Annotated in this window: 13 protein-coding genes and 3 pseudogenes; 10 read left to right on the top strand and 6 right to left on the bottom strand. The window is 38.4% G+C overall.

Annotation, left to right across the window (positions count from 1 at the left end):
• The first annotated feature begins 249 nt into the window (after positions 1–249).
• Both LZZ98_RS10900 and LZZ98_RS10895 read left to right on the top strand, forming a co-directional pair.
• Complete coding sequence (locus LZZ98_RS10900) at positions 250–864, top strand: OmpW/AlkL family protein (RefSeq protein ID WP_237787865.1); 615 nt, start codon at positions 250–252, stop codon at positions 862–864.
• A 52-nt stretch (positions 865–916) separates the two neighbouring features.
• The gene (locus LZZ98_RS10895; RefSeq protein ID WP_237787864.1) at positions 917–2,158 is read left to right on the top strand and encodes an SfnB family sulfur acquisition oxidoreductase; all 1,242 of its coding nucleotides are present in this window, start codon (positions 917–919) and stop codon (positions 2,156–2,158) included.
• Positions 2,159–2,243: 85 nt separating this feature from the next.
• Here the strand turns inward: LZZ98_RS10895 and LZZ98_RS10890 are convergent, their stop codons facing one another.
• A complete protein-coding gene (locus tag LZZ98_RS10890; protein WP_237787863.1) occupies positions 2,244–2,999 on the bottom strand; it encodes a TorF family putative porin in 756 nt (251 codons plus the stop codon).
• A 2,607-nt stretch (positions 3,000–5,606) separates the two neighbouring features.
• Here LZZ98_RS10890 and LZZ98_RS10885 point away from each other — a divergent pair.
• Positions 5,607–5,882: pseudogene (locus LZZ98_RS10885) on the top strand (DUF968 domain-containing protein).
• A gap of 96 nt (positions 5,883–5,978) precedes the next feature.
• Positions 5,979–6,332, top strand: a complete 354-nt coding sequence (locus tag LZZ98_RS10880; protein ID WP_237787862.1) for a hypothetical protein — start codon at positions 5,979–5,981, stop codon at positions 6,330–6,332.
• 365 nt (positions 6,333–6,697) lie between these two features.
• Here the strand turns inward: LZZ98_RS10880 and LZZ98_RS10875 are convergent, their stop codons facing one another.
• The 4 genes and pseudogenes from LZZ98_RS10875 to LZZ98_RS10860 all read right to left on the bottom strand — a co-directional run.
• Complete coding sequence (locus tag LZZ98_RS10875) at positions 6,698–7,663, bottom strand: 3-carboxyethylcatechol 2,3-dioxygenase (RefSeq protein ID WP_237787861.1); 966 nt, start codon at positions 7,661–7,663, stop codon at positions 6,698–6,700.
• A 153-nt stretch (positions 7,664–7,816) separates the two neighbouring features.
• A complete protein-coding gene (hcaF, locus tag LZZ98_RS10870) occupies positions 7,817–8,335 on the bottom strand; it encodes a 3-phenylpropionate/cinnamic acid dioxygenase subunit beta (RefSeq protein WP_237787860.1) in 519 nt (172 codons plus the stop codon).
• Positions 8,332–9,699, bottom strand: a complete 1,368-nt coding sequence (gene hcaE, locus LZZ98_RS10865; protein WP_237787859.1) for a 3-phenylpropionate/cinnamic acid dioxygenase subunit alpha — start codon at positions 9,697–9,699, stop codon at positions 8,332–8,334. The genes hcaF and hcaE overlap by 4 nt, the downstream gene beginning before the upstream one ends.
• A gap of 1,406 nt (positions 9,700–11,105) precedes the next feature.
• Positions 11,106–11,333 (bottom strand): annotated as a pseudogene (locus LZZ98_RS10860) (Fic family protein); the annotation flags it as partial.
• A gap of 43 nt (positions 11,334–11,376) precedes the next feature.
• Between LZZ98_RS10860 and LZZ98_RS10855 the strand changes: the two are divergent.
• The 4 genes from LZZ98_RS10855 (at position 11,377) to LZZ98_RS10840 (ending at position 15,186) form a co-directional block, all read left to right on the top strand.
• On the top strand, positions 11,377–11,802 hold the full coding sequence (locus LZZ98_RS10855; protein ID WP_237787858.1) for an LLM class flavin-dependent oxidoreductase: 426 nt from the start codon (positions 11,377–11,379) through the stop codon (positions 11,800–11,802).
• On the top strand, positions 11,796–12,044 hold the full coding sequence (locus tag LZZ98_RS10850) for a hypothetical protein (protein WP_237787857.1): 249 nt from the start codon (positions 11,796–11,798) through the stop codon (positions 12,042–12,044). The genes LZZ98_RS10855 and LZZ98_RS10850 overlap by 7 nt, the downstream gene beginning before the upstream one ends.
• A 230-nt stretch (positions 12,045–12,274) precedes the next feature.
• Positions 12,275–13,030 carry a hypothetical protein gene (locus LZZ98_RS10845; RefSeq protein WP_237787856.1) on the top strand — a complete coding sequence of 252 codons (756 nt, stop codon included), beginning with the start codon at positions 12,275–12,277 and terminating at the stop codon, positions 13,028–13,030.
• Between the two features lie 11 nt (positions 13,031–13,041).
• On the top strand, positions 13,042–15,186 hold the full coding sequence (locus LZZ98_RS10840) for a TonB-dependent receptor family protein (RefSeq protein WP_237787855.1): 2,145 nt from the start codon (positions 13,042–13,044) through the stop codon (positions 15,184–15,186).
• A 618-nt stretch (positions 15,187–15,804) separates the two neighbouring features.
• Here LZZ98_RS10840 and LZZ98_RS10835 read toward each other — a convergent pair.
• Complete coding sequence (locus tag LZZ98_RS10835; protein ID WP_086175941.1) at positions 15,805–16,005, bottom strand: hypothetical protein; 201 nt, start codon at positions 16,003–16,005, stop codon at positions 15,805–15,807.
• Positions 16,006–16,262: 257 nt separating this feature from the next.
• On the opposite strand from LZZ98_RS10835, the gene LZZ98_RS10830 reads away from it, so the two are divergent.
• Together LZZ98_RS10830 and LZZ98_RS10825 are read left to right on the top strand one after the other, a co-directional pair.
• Positions 16,263–16,412, top strand: coding sequence for a hypothetical protein (locus tag LZZ98_RS10830; RefSeq protein WP_237787854.1), 150 nt, complete (start codon positions 16,263–16,265; stop codon positions 16,410–16,412).
• A 52-nt stretch (positions 16,413–16,464) separates the two neighbouring features.
• A pseudogene (locus LZZ98_RS10825) lies at positions 16,465–17,872 on the top strand (NAD-dependent succinate-semialdehyde dehydrogenase).
• Positions 17,873–18,526: the final 654 nt, after the last annotated feature.

Raw genomic sequence — 18,526 nt, 5'->3', positions numbered from 1 at the left:
AAATTTAAGCTTTATAAAATTCACCGAATATTTTGAGAAATACTGGTTTTCATTAATTTGATGATTTTTTTAATTTTATGATACACATTAATTTGTGCTGTTGAGTGAACAGCAGTTATTCATCAATATTAAAATAAAATTGAGCAATATAAGTATATATTTTAAATAAAAATGTAATAAATACAATATCTTATTTTTGGTACGTTTTATGCAAAACAGATAATGTATTTATTGAAAATAGGCATACAAATGAAAGGTAAAATATATTTTACATTGTTAAATACCATTCTAATTTTAGGGTCAGTTAATACTCAGGCGAATGCCGCTGACTATCGTTGGCAAATTCGTGGCGCAGTTAGCAATATAGATCCAACATCATCTCCAGGAAGTATTTTTGATAAAACTGCAAAAGTTGATATTGAAGATACTTTCGGATTAACAGGAACGATTGGATATTTTGTTACTCCGAATGTTGCTTTAGATTTGTTGGTAGGCTTACCTCCAAAACACGACATTATTGTTGCTGGTGCCAATGCGGCGACCACTAAACATTTACCTCCCATTTTAAGTGTGCAATATCACTTTTCACCCAACGCAAAAATTAGCCCCTATATTGGTGCGGGGATTAACTATACCTACTTCTTTGATGAAAAATTGAAAAGTGGAGGGGATTTACATCTTTCTAGCTCTGTTGGATGGGCTGCACAGCTTGGTGCGGATATTCGCTTAACACCAGAGTGGAGTGTGGGTGCAGATGTTCGTTATGCCGATATTAAGACTGATGTCAAAATTAATGGCGATAAAGTGGGAAGTGTGGATGTAGATCCAACTATATATAGTTTAAATGTAGGTTATCGTTTCTAACAAAAAAACAATTTTTTATTGGTTATAAAATCTTACTGAACAGGAAAATAAAATGACAAACTTAAATATCGATCAATTTATTCAAACTTTGCCTACACAAGCAGCACATCGTATTCAATCAGAGGATGAGGCAATTCGTATAGCTCAACAATTGGCTGAACAATTTGCAAAAGAAGCATCTCTACGTGATCAAAAACGGCAACTACCTGTTGATGAATTGAATGCTTTTTCACAAAGTGGGTTATGGGCGATTACAGTTCCTAAACAGTATGGCGGTGCTGGTGTTTCATGGCGTACTGCTTTAGAAGTCATCAAAATTATTTCATCTGTTGACCCGTCATTAGGCCAATTACCACAAAATCACTTGGTCATTTTAGAACATATTCGTTTAGATGGCACCGAAGCACAGAAAAAGTTCTTTTTTGAGTTAGTGCTAAATGGTGTACGTTTTGGTAATGCATTCTCAGAAATAGGCAATAAACATGTTGCTGATTTTAAAACTATTATTAAGCCTGTAGCAGATAATGCTAATCAATATGGTTTTGAAGTGAATGGTAAAAAATTCTTTGCGACAGGTGCTTTATTAGCACATTGGGTACCTATCGTGACAGTGAATACAGATGGTCTTCCACATTTAGCATTAGTTCCAAGAGAAACTCATGGTTTAACTGTGATTAATGATTGGTCCGGTTTTGGTCAGAGAACCACAGCTAGTGGTACTGTGACAATTGAGCAAGTAAAAGTACCTGTTGAACATGTTGTTCCAATTTATCAAGCATTTGCAAATCCAACAGTCGCAGGACCTGTTTCGCAAATTATTCAAGCGGCTATAGATGCAGGAATTGCACGAGGCGCTATTCAGGAAACGATTCAATACGTTAAACAGTATGCTCGCCCATGGATTGATGCCAATCAAGAAAAGGCAACAGATGATCACTATACGATTGCAGCAATTGGGGATTTGAAAATTAAGTTGCGTGCTGCTGAGGCAGTTCTAGATTTGGCGGCAGACCAGATTGAAGTAGCCACGAATCAAGCTAATGAAGAAAGTGTTGCTGAGGCATCTGTGCTGGTTGCTGAAGCGAAGGTACTAACAACGGAAGTAGCTATTCTTGCAGCGAATAAATTGTTTGAATTAAGTGGTACACGTTCGACTCTGGCAGAACTTAACCTTGATAGACACTGGAGAAATGCGCGGACTCATACTTTACACGACCCAGTGCGCTGGAAATATCATTTAGTAGGAAATTACTTTTTAAATGGTGTTAAACCACCACGACATCCTTGGGCATAACCTATCAGTGAAAAGCTCCATTATTAAAATAATGGAGCTTTCTTATTTTTTAAGCCCATAAAACAGGCTGGCGTAATAGAATCAATTAAAAAGAAAAGGATTTACTTAATCCTATGATCACTTTATTGTCATGACCATCAAGATCAATTCCGACATAAGAGAATTTTGCAGAAATACCATCATTAAAGGATTTGGTTAGAGAAAGAGAATATGTGAAAAACTCATCTAGCCCACCAATGCGTTCCTGATCAAAGGTATCACCGAATGCATAGCCAAGTTGAGGAGTTAATGTCACACTTGGTTTGAGCTGAATATCTGCCTGAGTTGTAATATACCATGCAGATTCATCCTGATTCTTTGGATCTGGTAAATATGCATTACGGTCAGGTGTAAAATGTACTTTCGCACTTAAATTAACAGGATGTACATTTTCTAATTTGTAGTTAAGTCCAGCATATACTTCATAAGTATTGTATTTTGTTTGATTGGGATAATTTAAATAATATAAACCAACATCAACTCCCAAATTGTTATTAAGCTGAGTTGCATAACCTCCATAAATATCCCATTCAACATCACTGTCTACATTGCCATCGCCATCTTTATCATACCATTTTACATTAGAAGCAAAACTGCCTAAATAAAGACCAGAAGCATGATGGTAATCAATGCTGCCTTGAAGGCTTACTCCTCCAGTTTGATCCAAACCCCGGGCATAATAATCACTCACTGCACTAATATTTCCAGTAGTCGCTGCATAACTGTAGATACTTGATAAAGACATAATGGCCAGTAAACTAGAACGAATATAGTGCTTAAGATGTGATTTTGATTGAGCCATAGTAAAGTTCCATAAAAAATAAGTCTTTTGTATTGGCATTTTTCATGCCATAATTAAATTATTGATTTGTAATAATTATTTTTTATTTCATAAACAGTAGTTGTATATTTTTTTTAATATTTGTGGATTTAATGTTGTATTTTATAAATGGTGAAATTATTTATTCTGAAACTTTTTCATAAATTGAGCTTCATCATTAAGATTTAAAAAAGGTTTCTTAAATTTTTTACAATTGCTGGAGTAAAGAATAAGGTGGATTTAATTTAATTTTTAAAATTTCAAAAATTACCTTATCCGTAAGTATGTCTAAAATAATACATCAAAAAAAAACGTTAAATTAATGATATGTCACATTATTTTTATATTACTGTCAATGCCGATGCAATCAGTACACCATTTCAAATCCCAAGACAGGATTTGAACAAGATTTTTAAAAGTATTAAAAATGCTTTTAAAAATCATTGGTTTATAATTGGAGTTGTTTTATTAAATCTTATAAAGATTTTAATTTTCCAAACAATGACAATCATAATTAAAACACCAACTGAGTATGGTCTTTAAAAGGTCTCACAATTTTGTGAGGTTTTTTGATTTTTCAGAGGCATGAATTTGAGCAAACAGCTAAATTTTTTAATGCATGGTGAAGCTGAAATTTATTTTAATAATGATAATTCTTGTCTGACAAGAATTAAAAAATAACTCAAAGCAAACGTTGGAAAACTATTTCTGCATATTCTTTGTACTTTGCTTTGTGGTGCTATCTTTTAATCAACTCAAAGAAAACGCGCTCAGTAAAAAGAATTAAATGGTTATAAAGTACTAGTCCGCTTACCTCCACCTGGTTAGGCGGGCTTTTCAAATATTTAATAAATCATTAATTAAGTTTTCTTAATAATGTGATTTAATTAACATTATTTTATATTTTGGTATATTGTGCCACTGAATATTATTTGATTAGTGTACAAAATACCCAATAGAAACTAGCTGTAGTTTCTAAAAGGACTTTTCCATGGTCCTTATTTTATAAGCCCCATACCAATTCTAAGTGTGGGCTTTTTTTTATATGAGGGAAAGCTGTAGATCTTATTTAATTCCACTTAACACTGGCACTGTATTAGGCATGGGTTGTGAGTGGGGTTTAAGGAATTCAGTTAAAAAAACGGTGGGGTATGATTAAGAAAATTATCAAATCTATTTTTTGCAAGCATGATTACAAATTGATTCGAACTATTCATGGGGATCAGATTAATCAATTAAATGCCCGTAGTGAATGGCAATGCAAAAAGTGTAAGTGGATTACCTATAGTTGTTATGTAGACCGAATCAAATAACATCATATAACAAATACTATCTCTATCGTTGATATTTGATATGGCATTTTTAATGCTTGATAAATCATTAATTAGCATCGATTAATAGTTTGATTTGGTTAATATTATTTTATTTTTGGCATATTATGTCACTGAAAATTTATTGAATAGTATGCAAAATAACCATCAGAAACAGCTGTAGTTTCTAAATTACCCTCCAGGAGCCCCAATCCCCTGGAGGGTTTCTAGTTTATATAAGTCCCATCACCCTTACCAAAGTGTTTTTTTTTGCCTGGAGAAAAATGATGCTCCAATTCTTGATGTGTTTATTCGGCCTGCATGATGCCACTGAAATCGATTACACGATTGATGATGAAGAAATCAAAGTGTGCCGAGATTGTTTGAAAGAAGTTAAGTGATAATTGATCAAAAAAATACGATTAATTAAATTAATAATCATGTTTTTTTTATTTTAATAATATTGAAATAATTTAATCCTATATTCAGGGAAAACAAAAAATAACTCCAAAAATTCTAAGGTATTAGCGCAATTAGGCCTGTTTAATTTGGGAGAGTTAAACAGGTTTTTTATTGAAAGATTTTTATATTTTGTCGAAAGTATTACGACATAAACCCCGTCATTAATTTGTCGGGGTTTTTCTTTTTAAATTGATCTTATTTTGTTACGGTTTAAATAATGTATGTAATTCATTAGTTTAGTGTTTTTGATTAATAAATTATATTAACTTGTTGTTTTAATAGGATAATTATATTTATCTTTAGGTTTTTTGTAGGTGTTGTTGCTTCATCACCTTATGAAAATAATGGAGCTTTAAGATGAAAATAGCAAAATTTACAACCACATTTGATGATCTATTTGGCTGCTATTTCCGCCGATGGAATCCTCCTGAAGATGGAATTATTGAAACAGAAGTATGTGTATCTTGATTGGTTGGAGATGCTTTAAATAGATTTCTAAATTATTGTACCGAGCATGAATATGTACACAGTGTTGAGGAGGTCAAAGATAATTTGATTTTACTTACTGTTCACTTGAAATGATTGGATTGAAGCCGAAACCCCTCTTACTTTGGTGATGAGGGGTTTTTCTTTTCTTATTGGTGATTCCATGACAGACAAAGTGCAAGCGAAACAAGACTTAGAATTTTGCAGTGCTGAGCTGTCTAAGTATTAGGGTTTAAGCCGGGCCGGGTTGATTCGAAATGAGTTGCTGGCGATTGATGGCCTCATGATTAAGCTGAAAGAGCGTATTAAGAATTTAAAAGATAGACTTCGTATGCGTGACCATAAAAGACTGGCTGCGGTTCGGTTATTGCCTTGCATAAGGTGTGGGAATCCAAATAGCCAAGCGGCTCATTCGAATAGTGCTAAGCATGGTAAAGGGCGCGGAATTAAAAGTTCAGATTTATTCACGGTACCGATTTGTGTAGTTTACCATCAAAAATTTTACCGTTTTGAATTGGGCACTCAGGCCTAGAGTGAAGCTATGTTTGATCGGTGGTTGGTGAAAACCAATCGGATATTGCAGATGGAAGATAGAGAAGTTTTTTAGTGTATGATTATTGTGCGACTAGGGTAGCTCCCGAAAAGCATTTAACCTGAATGCCTGTCGCACCAATCAATCAGATTTTTTGATAGAGGTATCAAAATGAATTTACGTATCGAATTTGAAAATGATATGCAGGATTGGGTTAACGCTTTAGGTCATCCGAAATGGAATGATGAAGCTGGACTTTATGAAGAACAAGAATGGCAATTTGCGTGGGTAGCTTACAAAAGATCAAAAAAATCAAACTCTAGTATTTTAAAAATAGTTAAGGCTAACGCACCAGAGGAGGCAACGCATTTTACATATGAACCAGACCTTAGTGTTGTTAGCTACTGGCGCATAGTAGATGGTTGTGTTGAGTCATGGTCAGATGATGATCATTGCTGGATAACCTACCAAAATTCCGTCAAAAGCTATAATGATTTTATATTATCTCAACTAAAGCCATTATGAATTTTAAGTGAATGAACCAAGCTACCATTATGGTGGTTTTTTTATGGGTTAAATTTATGACCTGTCCAGCCTGTGAACAAAGCCGTGAATAGCCACGGTCTCTTTTATTTAGATGGGGTAAATGGGGGTAACTCAATTTTTAAAAATAACTATAGTTTAGATATTTAAATGCCTAGTTAAACTACCGCCATCATTCAAAAAAGCCTTAAATCTAAAGATTTAAGGCTTTTTTTATTGGCTGATTCTGTCTGTTACAAGCAACAGTTTGTTATAAGTAACAACGTCACCATTTTGAAGTTTAACCGTACTTGCTTCAGTGTTGATTTTTTATGAAGGCATGGATGGTTTCGATGTTGCTTATGTCATTAGGCTGTTAACTCTGCAGACACGATGCCGAAGCCCGCAATCCACTCACTGATGTCTTCATAGCAGTGCGTTGTCATTTCGTATTCGCCAAGCTCGCTCAATGCCGCAAATGCAGCCATCCATGCACGAACTTCCTGACCACCACGACCACCGTCACGACGGATTTCAGCTTCAGTCATTGCCTCTAATGCAGCGAAATCCGCGTTTTTGAATTTTTCAAGCAATGCCAGATCCCACTCAGGGCTTAGCGGTACAGAAACGCTCTTATCACCGGCAGCCAGACGCTGACCAACAGAAATCACATTTGCCTGACGTGCGTTACGTGCTTCCACTGTCGGGTTACGACCCGCAATCAGGAATTCTTCCACTTCTGGTGGAACCGAACCCATTTGTGGAGTCGGTGGATCGTGTGACAGACCACCTGTACCCAAGACAAGTACTCGCTCATTTTCAAGGTTCAGAGACTTGATGAACTGACCCACAGCACGACCTAAAGCAATAGTACGCTTGGTGGTTGGCATGGGTGCTGCAGCGCCATTAATAAAAACAGGAATTGTTGGGTAACGATCAAGTTGGCCTTCGCACAGAAAATGCAATGGCTGGGTCACCCCATGGTCGGCTTGCATGCGATAAGAATACGCAACATCCACACCTTCATCCAGTACACGGCGAACCAAAGCCAGTGCCTTGTCTTCAGGTACATCAATACGATCATTGTCCTTACCATAGTCCCAGTCACCTGCCGCTTTGGCACGAATGCCCACGCAGAAACTTGGCATCAGGTCATAGAAGAAACCATTAAAATGGTCAGGGCCAAAAGTAATGATCAGGGTAGGGTCATAAGCTTTGACTTCAGCTGCCAGTTTAGCAAAGGCATCACGAACCACCTGTTCTTTGCGTTTTTCCTGAGGTGAAGCAAATTCCATTAACGGGCTATGAGATGCACAAATAAGTTTAATAGCCATAAGAGACTCCTTAAAAGGAAGGCAGCCTAAGAACAGGCTGCCGATAAGTCCGTTTTGATCAGACTTGATTTTTATTCATCAAAGCATCTGGCATGCAGCTGGCGGAAACCACGAGTGTCCAGATTACAAATTGATAAATAAAAATCTTATTCATTAGAAGAACACACTCAGGTTATGTGAGTTATAAGTCACCTGATCAAGGGTGATTTTACGGTTGAAGATCTCAAAGCCTTGAGCAGTATCGACTTTACGGATCTTGTCGTGACGCTTACCACAGTAAATCGTAATATCTTTCTCTTTTTGAGAACGGTATAACAGGTAAGTCACGTACACATCGTATTCGCCTTCTACTTCAGTCGGCTCTACGATTACATTGCTCACCATGTGAGTGGTCCGTGATGGAGGCTCTTCAGCCCATGCCATACCTGTCTCAAGACGAGCTACACGACGCTCTAACAGGAATTTATTATCGTTGAACACCCAAGTTGTAGGTGGTTCAACTGAACGGCGACGGTCACGTGTCTGTGCATTAGGGGTAGTACGCAGGACGTAAGAAACGTCGTCTGCCATAACATCTAGCCACTCACGGAATTTCCAGTCGTCCAGCAATTTTGCTTCACGATAAAGAAACTGACTAATTTCGTGTTGAAGTTCTAAACTGATCTGACTCATTTCATAAGCTCCTTCTCATATTCGTCAGCTGCTTTTTCCACGTCTTCCCATTTTTCATGGATTAATAAATCTGCCCAACGACGGTATAAGCCACGTGCTGCAGTTTCAGAGAAAATATAGCTGGTGATACCAGGGACACCATCTTCACGTACTTTTTCGCTGCCTTTACCCATCTCAACGATCAGTTTGTTTTGACGAGCTTTGTAACCGCGAAGTACTTTCTGGATTTCTACCCAGTTCTCAGAGTCATCTTGCTCTAGGAAACCAGCAGGACCGAAGGCACGAGTTGCAGAGCGTTCAAATGCGTCTTTTACTTCTTGTGATGCGTCAGCATCACAGATACAGAATGCCCAAACTTCAGTTTTGTTTGGACCACGTGGGTGCCATACGCGAAGTGTTGCGGTACCGTTCAACCAAGACAATGTCGGGAACATGGTGTTGTGACCTGCAAGACGCAGCGCACGAACTTCACCAAGACGTTCTTTCACTTCTTCGTAAGTCTCACGGAAGTAGTTGGCAACTTCACCATCCACCCATACGTTTGCATCTGGTTTTTCTGTGAAGAAGAAGCCTGAACCGTGACCGCGTGAACCAAATTGAATCGCATCTTTGGCAGTTTCCCAGACTGGACGAGGTGTTTGTGCCGCACCTAAGGTCTTGGTAGATTCATCATCTGGTTTTGCACCCAGTACCTGTACTGCAGAGGCGTGTGAGAAGAGGGCATGGTATTGGTCAGACGCGAACTGCTCAGCTGCGAATTTCCAGTTACATTCAATTTCCCATTTATGTACACCACCTACGATGCAAGTACCACCTTCACGACGATCAAGCACACCGTCTAAGTACCACGCCATGTCGCCCATGTAGTCGATGAGGTCAGGTGTTGTTTCATCCCAGCAGCCAAATACCAGGCCTTTGTAAGATTTAACACGGGTTACTTCAAGTAATCCCCATTCTTTTTTACAGGCACCCTGTGGGTAAGCACGCTCTTCAAGCGGGATGTCTTTTAAAGAACCATCAATACCGTAAGACCAGCCATGGTATGGGCAAGTGAATGCACGCGTATTACCACAGTCAGCGAAGCTTACACGCATAGAACGGTGACGGCACTGGTTTAAGAATGCTTTGATTGAGCCATCTTTTTGACGAGCCACAATAATTGGGTCTTCACCCATGTAGGTGTTGAAGAAGTCACCAGCTTTAGGAATCTGGCTTTCATGGCAAAGGAATAACCATGTACGACCGAAGACACGTTCAAGTTCTAATTCGTAAATGTCAGGATCTGTATAGATCGATGGCGTGATACGTCCATTTTGTGCATCGACTAAAGCGTCGATTTCGCGCACATCAATTTTTCCACTCATGAAAAGCTCTCCTGTGACCAGTAATGGCACAAAGTAATAGACTCAACTTTTCAACGATGATGAAATATTTGGGTGAATTTAAGGAAATATTTTTTTTATTTTAATTGATATATTTCACGGATTATTATTGTGGTAATAATTCCTATTAAATTACTCGTGATTATAATTTATTTTTTTAATTTAACGAGTATATTTTTTTTGATTTTGATGATAATAATTCCTACTAAATTACTTGTATTTAAAATGGGTTTTTTTAAAGAATATTTAATTAAAATATGGTATTTTTTTGTTAAAATACAGTATTTTATAATAAATTATTTTATTTAATTGATATGTTTTTCAATTGTTGTGGTAGTGATAATTCCTACTGAATTACTTGTATTTAGGATACATGATTTTATTTTAAAGGAGATGTTTATAAATTACTGTGGAGGTAATTATTCCTACTAAATTACTTGTATTTAAAATAGGTTTATTTATTTTTAAAGTATAAATTTTTTGATTAATCGACGAGCCAGCTTTATAGAATTACGACATCTGCGTTAATTTATTATCTTTTGCTAAAGAATTGAACGTCAGTAAAGGGGTTCTCAAAATTTATATGACTCAGCTTTCTCTCAGTCAACAAAGCAAGGATTATGAATAAGACGTTGATTTTAAATGCCATACCGTACCAAACATAAAGAGGAGTTTACCGAGGAAGGTGTGTTTTCCTTAAGCAGGTTCGCTTGACCCTGCACAACGCGATTCTGGACTTTACCAAAGCTCAGGGCATTGAACTCAAGATTGTACAAAAGGCTATAATATCCTGTCTAACATCCATAAACTCGATCGGGATAGGCTTAGATTGTACTACTTTGCTGGATTATATCGTGCCATTGATCATGAATGAACGCATGATTCACCATGGATATAAAGCTGCTTTATCCTTTCGGTAGATACAAACGTACTTACGGAGAAGCTCAGAGGTACATTTTTATTTCTTTTTTAATCGAAAGAGTGCCCAGATTTTGCAATTTTAGCTATTTTTCTAATTGGAGAAGCATCTAAAAAAACTATTCAAAAGCCCATTTTAATTAATTCATAGGCAAATACCCTCTACCTTTTACTACTTAAGTCTAATGCAGTTTTCATGAATGAAAATAGGGATTTAGACGCCAAAAATATTGCGCAAATTATGTTTAACTCTAAATCAGCATTAATGAAAGTAGTAATCATTTAATTATCCCAAGTCAAGGCTCAAATTTCTTTGGTAAAAAATGAATTAAATCGTTTGTATTATCATGATAATGAAAAATTATCAGGTGGTGCTTGTTAATTATTAATATTTCAGAATATATAAGCGGTAGGATTACCCTACAGCTTATTGTTCTAATTGATAATGTCGTACAAGCTGATCTTTTATTTTAAAGACCTAAAACAACTTGATATGGTTTAAATCCTTCTAGAACAGCATTGGAAATCAATTGGATAAATGTTTCAGTTTTTCCATAGGCCATCCATTGATTCAAAGCTTCATAATAAGCCAGTCGATTCTCAACAGTGATTACACAAGGTGGATAACCAACTTTAAGCAATTCTAGGTTGATTAGTAGACGTGTTGTGCGACCATTACCATCAATAAATGGATGGATAAAGGGGGCATTACCCAGCCCCCGTTCTGTTCAGGGCCGTCCTGTGATTGTTCAGGCAGGCTCATCCGATCAGGGGCGGGACTTTGCGGCGCAGTATGCAGACATTGTTTTCACAATGCAGCCATCCGCAGAAAAAGCGAAAGCGTTTTATCGGGATGTGAAAGAACGGGTGGCCAAATATGGGCGTAAGCCGGATGAGTTAAAAGTATTCCAAGGTATTACACCTTTTGCAGCAGATACAGCAGTTAAAGCTGAAGAAATTAAAAATAATTTGGATGCACTGACTGATTATGGTTATGCATTGCAAAGATTTAAGCAAATATTCAAAAAACTGGATATTGAGTTAGATCAGCTGGATCAGCAATTGAACTTAGATCAGCTAAAAATTATGTCTGAAGCAGAGCAAAGTACCACAGCGAATAAGCTCTATCAGCAGGCCTCTTCAGGGGATACTTACGGGCTTTGTTAAATTCTCTTGTTACAGCGCAGGGCCATTGGATACCTGTAGGGACTGTAGCAGAAATTGCAACGCAGATGCAGCAACGGGTAAATGAATTCTGTGCAGATGGATTGATTGTACTGCCTTCTGATCTTGAGCATGGGCTCGATGGATTCCTCAACAGCATTGTGCCGCATTTAAAACGTCAAGGTGCATTTAGAACAGATTATGAAGGTAGGACATTAAGAGCTCACCTTGGATTGAAAAATTAAAGAAATATTGGAAGAAATCATGTCACAAAGTAAGAGTCATATTGGCTAAAATGAGCTGTTTTTTAATGCTTTTGAGCAAAATTGTGTCTCGTTGGCTTATCATGGTGTTTAGGCCCATCCAGAGTCTCAGCGTTTTGATTACACCCAGCCGGAATTCTGGATTGACTTAGCCAAGACTTTAGAAAGAGGCGGTTTTGACAGCATATTTTTAGCAGATGTCGTTGGTGTACATGATTTATATATATAAAGCCGGTTATCAGACTTCGTTGGAACATGCCATGCAAACGCCTGGTGGTGATCCCAGCGTTTTGATTCCTTTAATGAGCACTGTAACGGAACATTTAGGCTTCGTTTTTACACAGTCCATTTTGCAGGAACCTCCATTCAATTTCGCGCGTCGTGTTTCTACGCTGGACCATATGACTAAAGGCCGAGTAGGCCGTAACCCTGAAGATATACTATTTTTCCAAGGGTTAACTTTTGTTGTAGGCGGTACTGATGAAGAGGCTAAACGTAAAGATGCAAGTTACCGTGAATATCTGTATGAAGAGGCCTTTGCTGCGCAGTTAAGCAGTGCAGCCGGTCAAGATATTTCGGCAGTAGATTTGAATACTCCGCTAGAAAAAATAAAAACCAGTACACAGCAGGGATGGCTTAACAGCTTACGCCAGTCAGCGCCTGATCAAAGCTGGACTTTGGGGGAAGTACTGTTATGGCGCCGCAATCGTCAGTCGGTTGGGTGTCCTGAGCGTTTAGCAGATGTGTTGCAAACTTGGAAAGACTCAGGTGTAGATGGCATTAATGTTACACATGTCATTTCTCCAGGCAGTTACGAAGATTTTGCAGATGGACTTGCGCCAGAACTCAGGAAGCGCGGTTTATTAAAAACAGAGTATCTGCCAGGTACATTGCGCGAAAAACTATATGGGCAAGGTGACCGTTTAAAGGCTGACCACCCGATTTTTAAACGTGAGCTAAGTTATTAAGAGAATGAACAATGGAAAATAATATTAATCTATTTAAACGAAATATTTTGGCGGCTATGGTGGCTTCTACGGGAGCAGGCGCGGTATATGCTGCTGAAGTGCAGGATACGGATCAAAAAGATGAAGTGACCCAACTTGAAACTGTTGTGGTTAAAGCGGAAAAAAAATCAAGTTTGCAGGCAGCCAAGAAAGCTTTAGAAAAAGTACCTGGTGGCACTAATTTGGTTAGCGCAGCGCAGCTGGAGAAAGGCAAGTCTGGCACCAATGAAGACGTATTAGCGTTACAGCCCGGGGTTTATGCAAAATCGCCAGGCAATGAAGGTACGAAAGTATCCATCAGGGGGTCCGGTATTAATCGTGGGCCAGGTGCACACGCTTCAGGCGTTCATACCCTTCTGGATGATATTCCTTTTACAGGGCCAGGTGGAACACCTTATGAATTGCTTGAGCCATTGTGGCTGAATAGAGCTGAAGTATTTAGGGGGGCTAATGGTTTTGATAAAGGTTCTTTGGCTCTAGGTGGGGCAGTTAATTATGTGACTAAAACTGGAAAAGATGCTGAACGTCTGCAGCTTCGCTATGAAGCCGGTAGCCGAGGTTTCCAAAAGTATGCGCTGAGTTCCGGCCAAAAAATTGACGATCTTGATTATTATGTATCAATTAATGGTTCTACCTACAATGGATACCAAAAGCATGGTGAAGGAGATAGCAAAGGCATTGCAGCGAATGTTGGATATCAGATTAATCCAAATTTAGAAACTCGTTTTTATTTACGTTACCGTGAGACTGAACATCAGACGCCAGGTCGTTTAACTAAACAGCAAATTAAAGATGACCCTAAGGCGGCAAATGCCTACAATCTGCAATATGATGCAAAACGCATTCAGCCGGGTAGTACTTGGTTGGCCAATAAAACAACCTTAAATTTGGATAACGGCGGCACATTACAAGCCGCATTGGCTTACCATAACTATCCTATGGATTTGCAGGAGAGCCCGTACCGTACAGATGTGAAATATAGCGATATCTCTGCAAACCTGTCGTATCTGCAACCTTATGATTTGTTCGGATTAAATAGTGTAGCAAAGGCATCAATTCGCAGCACTACACATCGCCCGGATTCAGGTGTCACAGAATCGCTTCGTTTCGATAGAAACGGTTATGACGCAGGAACGATTACCCGCAAATATACATATCGTGGTTCTGACAATGTGATTCAATTGAGCAATGAATCTGAGATACAGCCAAATCTATGGTTAAGCACAGGTTTAGCAGGCATTTATACCAAACGCGGCAGTGAAGTTTATTATCCAGTTACTAATGAAGAATTAAGCGAAAGCGATTGGGACTTTGCGCCAAGGCTGGGCTTGCGATATGAAATTAATCCAGACCTTCAAGTTTACGGTAATATCAGCAAGAGTGTAGAACCGCCACATCCATGGTCATTAATTTGGGGATCAAATAAATACTTTCCGCAAGGTAGCGGTCCTGCTGCTGGCCGTATGCGTGCGCCTATTCATTTGGATAATCAGGAAGCACAAACTTTTGAAATCGGTGGCCGTGGTGAAAGTGGAATTGGTGCATGGGATTTAAATTATTACTACTCTAAAGTCAAAAATGAGTTGTTGAGTGTTGAGATTTCTCCAATGCCGAATCCTATTATTGCCGAATCAAATGCAAGCCGCACCATTCATCAGGGGATAGAGGCAGGCCTGAACAGCTTATTGTTGAGTCAGGATGGCTTGGGCGATTTATCACTTCGCCAATCATATACTTACAGTGATTTTAAATACAAAAATGACCCTGTATTTGGAAAAAATCAGCTTCCCGGGTTGCCTAAGCATTTTTATCAGGCGCAGCTTAGAATGGATTTCTACAATGGCATATTTGCCAGCGTAAATACTGAATATGCCTCTAAAGTACCAGTTGATTATGCAAATTCATTTTACGCAGATGCCTACAATACTTGGGGCATCAGTCTAGGCTATCAGCCTGAAAGCAAGAAATGGAATACATGGATTGATTTCAAAAACATTGGCGACAAGCATTATGCTGCCACGGTTACACCAGGTTACAACGATAATGGTTTAGATGTGGCACGTTCTACACCAGGTGAAAGTTTCTCAACATATGCTGGTGTTTCCATTAATTTCTAATTAAGAGCTGCTTCTCTATTTAAGAGAAGCAGCCTATTTAAATAAGCAGTAAAAATTCAGACCTTGCTAATGCATATTCATAAATTGCTGACACAGAAAAGTATAAATCAATAGACTTAGCTTAGTGCTCAATGTTTCATGATAGTAAATATCTTTGTTTGGCAATTTACGGATAACAAAACTTGAAGTAAATAATCATGAGTGACTTGAGAAGACCTATATAAACAGGCTGTGTTGGCACATATTCATCAAAATGTTGCAAGTGTACAGCCGACCCTTGAAACGTTTGATGCTGTGAAATCTATATCACCTGCTTTGAATCGTAAAAAAAACGGTATTGGTTGTTGGTTTACTTGCCGTGGGTCTTTTGCATATTGGGTTATATGCAATTATTCAGCTGAATCAAGCTGTTGAAGCGCCGAAAAAGAAAATCACACCTGTTGAGGTGGAAATTATTAAATTTAAGCCTGATTCGAATCATAAAATTTCTTCCCGGTTCTACCAATAGTGAATAGTTCTAACGGTGTTGAGAGATTCTTACTAGACAGTAGAAATACAGCATGATTCATGTCTACTTCACAGACAATAAAAAGCCCAATATTGAATTGGGCCTATGCTTTACTCTTCGATTTCGATGGGATCTCCATCCTCTGGGCGAATATGACGCACGCCATCATCTGCAGGATCAACACTTGAACCATCTTTAGTAATAGCGTTGTACATCTCATCCTCTTTCTTATCATCGATAAATTCTTCATCTTCAAGATCCAGAGGTTCGTTATCATCATCGAAATCTAAAGGCTTTTCTTCATCTTTCATGGCGATCCATCACTTATTTAACAAGACAATATCATGCTCAAACATTTGATAGAGTTATTCAATAGTCAGCAATCATCATTTGTGTAACTAGCACTTTAGATTACAGCTGATGCCTATATGGGAACGAATAGCCAACACGGCTTTTTGCATTTTCCAGCTATTTAAAATTATCGTAATAAAAAAGCCCTATTAAGTGCTTTTTAGATTCAAAAAAATCATCTGGCAGTTAAAGCTGGTAACCTTTTTCTGTAGATGAAATGCCTGCAAAGCAAAATTTAGCTTTGGGTACAAAATTCGTTGCGGTTGGTGTAGATAGTAGTTTACCAATTAAATCGGTGACACAATTGCTGTCTAAATTTAAAGATGGCGTAGCACCTGCTCTAAGCGCCGTGCCAAGCGTCTATTAAGGAGAATATAGATGCAACTAAATATCCAGACTTGCTGAAACAATAAGTATTTATCGATGGTCTTTGGCTTGATGCAGCAGATGGCAAAAGTTTTGCTGTGACCAATCCTGCTACGGGTGAAAGCATTGCACACGTACCAAGTGCCTCAACCGCACAAGTGGAGCAGGCTGTACTGGCTGCCGAGACCGCACTTCATTCCTGGAAAAATACCACGGCGAAAGAGCGCTCAGTATTACTGCGTAAATGGTTTGACCTGATTGTGGCCAATCAGGAAGATTTGGCAGTCATTTTAAGCACGGAACAAGGTAAGCCATTAACAGAAAGCCGAGGTGAAATTCTGTATGGTGCGAGCTTTATTGAGTGGTTTGCAGAAGAAGCAAAACGTACCTATGGAGATGTGATTCCACATGACAAACATGGCCGCCGTTTAGTCGTGATCAAACAGCCGGTGGGGGTGGTCGCAGCGATTACACCGTGGAATTTCCCGAATGCCATGATCACGCGTAAGGCAGGGCCAGCACTTGATGCGGGCTGTACCATTATTATTTAAGCCAGCTTCAGAAACACCATTGTCTGCATTGGCTTTGGTGGCGCTTGCAGAATAAGCGGGTATTCCGAAAGGGGTCATAAATGTAGTAACGGGTAGCTCACGTGAAATTGGAGGTGTACTGACCACGCATCTGGTCGTGAAAAAATTATCTTTCACAGGCTCAACTCAAGTGGGCAAGTTGCTGATGGAACAGTGCTCTTCCACCATGAAAAAAGTCAGCATGGAATTGGGCGGTAATGCACCCTTGATTGTATTTGAAGATGCTGATCTAGAGCGGGCAGTAAAAGGTGCAATGGCATCGAAATTCCGTAATAGCGGTCAAACCTGTGTATGTAGTAACCGTATTTTGGTACATGCCAATATTCATGATCAGTTCCTGGAAAAATTGGCTACTGCCGTGCAAAAGTTAAAAGTTGCACCGGCCTTTGAAGCAGGTGCAGAACAAGGTCCTTTGATCAATGAAAAAGCGGTTGAAAAGATCGAAGAACATATTGCCGATGCTGTGGGTAAAGGCGCAAAAGTCATAGTGGGTGGCAAACGTCATAAATTAGGTCAAACCTTCTTTGAGCCGACTGTATTGTCAGATGTGACATCTGACATGCTGGTGGCTAAAAATGAAACCTTCGCACCGCTTGCACCGGTATTCAAATTCAGTACAGATGAAGAAGCGATCCAAATGGCAAATGATACCGAGTTTGGCTTGGCCTCTTATATCTATACCGAAAGCTTAAGCCGTGCCTGGAAAGTTGGGGAAGCGCTTGAATACGGTATGGTCGGTATTAATGAAGGTCTGATTTCGACTGAAGTTGCGCCGTTTGGTGGGATTAAGGAATCTGGCACAGGACGTGAAGGTTCAAAATACGGTATTGAAGACTATCTGCAAATTAAATATATGTGTAGGGGTATTTAAGCTTGAACCATGGAAAATAAGGACCAACTGATCCTTATTTTTTAGCCCAAATTTTGAGGAGGAAAATATGAAACAGCTTCTCACCTTAAGTTGAAATAAAAAACTAAAAATGGATGGAATGATCAATGATTTTAGCTGAGATAAAGGCTTGCAAAGCTGAACAGAGTGATGTTTTAAAATGTTATTAAAGAAATTATATGCTGTTGATTTGATTTATTTTAAATAAAAAATATAGATCATCATTATTATGAAAATGGCAGATATAAAGCAATAAGTATTAGAACCACTTTCAGGTTTTATGTAAATCTAAGCAGCTGATATTAAAACAGCATCTATTTTGCACGAATTTATAAAATATACAATTATAGTTTTATTGAATTGCTGTGTATAAATGTTGAGCAGGGTTGCCTATTTCTTTCTCGAGTTTTATATTAAAAATACAGTAGGTCGAGAGACGCTACAAAGTGGTTGGACGGATCAATGACAGCTTGTTGAGTTTGCAACCTTCGGGTTGAAACAAAAAATCAGCACTAGCCTTCCAACATAAAAGCCCGCAGAAATGCGGGCTTTCTTATTTTAATGAGCAAAAATGCTTTGCGAATGGCCCGGTTATAGCAGCAATCACTTTAGATCATTGAGGCTGATTAATATGAT

It is taken from the genome of Acinetobacter sp. SM34, from assembly GCF_022012365.1.
GTDB lineage: Bacteria > Pseudomonadota > Gammaproteobacteria > Pseudomonadales > Moraxellaceae > Acinetobacter.
This window is presented reverse-complemented; position numbering and strand designations above follow the sequence as displayed.

Excerpts from the sequence above, each read along its gene's own strand:
- LZZ98_RS10900 (WP_237787865.1), top strand. The coding sequence starts at position 250 with ATGAAAGGTAAAATATATTTTACATTGTTAAATACCATTCTAATTTTA.
- LZZ98_RS10895 (WP_237787864.1), top strand. The coding sequence starts at position 917 with ATGACAAACTTAAATATCGATCAATTTATTCAAACTTTGCCTACACAA.
- LZZ98_RS10890 (WP_237787863.1), bottom strand. The coding sequence starts at position 2,999 with ATGGCTCAATCAAAATCACATCTTAAGCACTATATTCGTTCTAGTTTA.
- LZZ98_RS10880 (WP_237787862.1), top strand. The coding sequence starts at position 5,979 with ATGAATTTACGTATCGAATTTGAAAATGATATGCAGGATTGGGTTAAC.
- LZZ98_RS10875 (WP_237787861.1), bottom strand. The coding sequence starts at position 7,663 with ATGGCTATTAAACTTATTTGTGCATCTCATAGCCCGTTAATGGAATTT.
- hcaF (WP_237787860.1), bottom strand. The coding sequence starts at position 8,335 with ATGAGTCAGATCAGTTTAGAACTTCAACACGAAATTAGTCAGTTTCTT.
- hcaE (WP_237787859.1), bottom strand. The coding sequence starts at position 9,699 with ATGAGTGGAAAAATTGATGTGCGCGAAATCGACGCTTTAGTCGATGCA.
- LZZ98_RS10845 (WP_237787856.1), top strand. The coding sequence starts at position 12,275 with ATGATTTATATATATAAAGCCGGTTATCAGACTTCGTTGGAACATGCC.
- LZZ98_RS10840 (WP_237787855.1), top strand. The coding sequence starts at position 13,042 with ATGGAAAATAATATTAATCTATTTAAACGAAATATTTTGGCGGCTATG.
- LZZ98_RS10835 (WP_086175941.1), bottom strand. The coding sequence starts at position 16,005 with ATGAAAGATGAAGAAAAGCCTTTAGATTTCGATGATGATAACGAACCT.
- LZZ98_RS10830 (WP_237787854.1), top strand. The coding sequence starts at position 16,263 with ATGCCTGCAAAGCAAAATTTAGCTTTGGGTACAAAATTCGTTGCGGTT.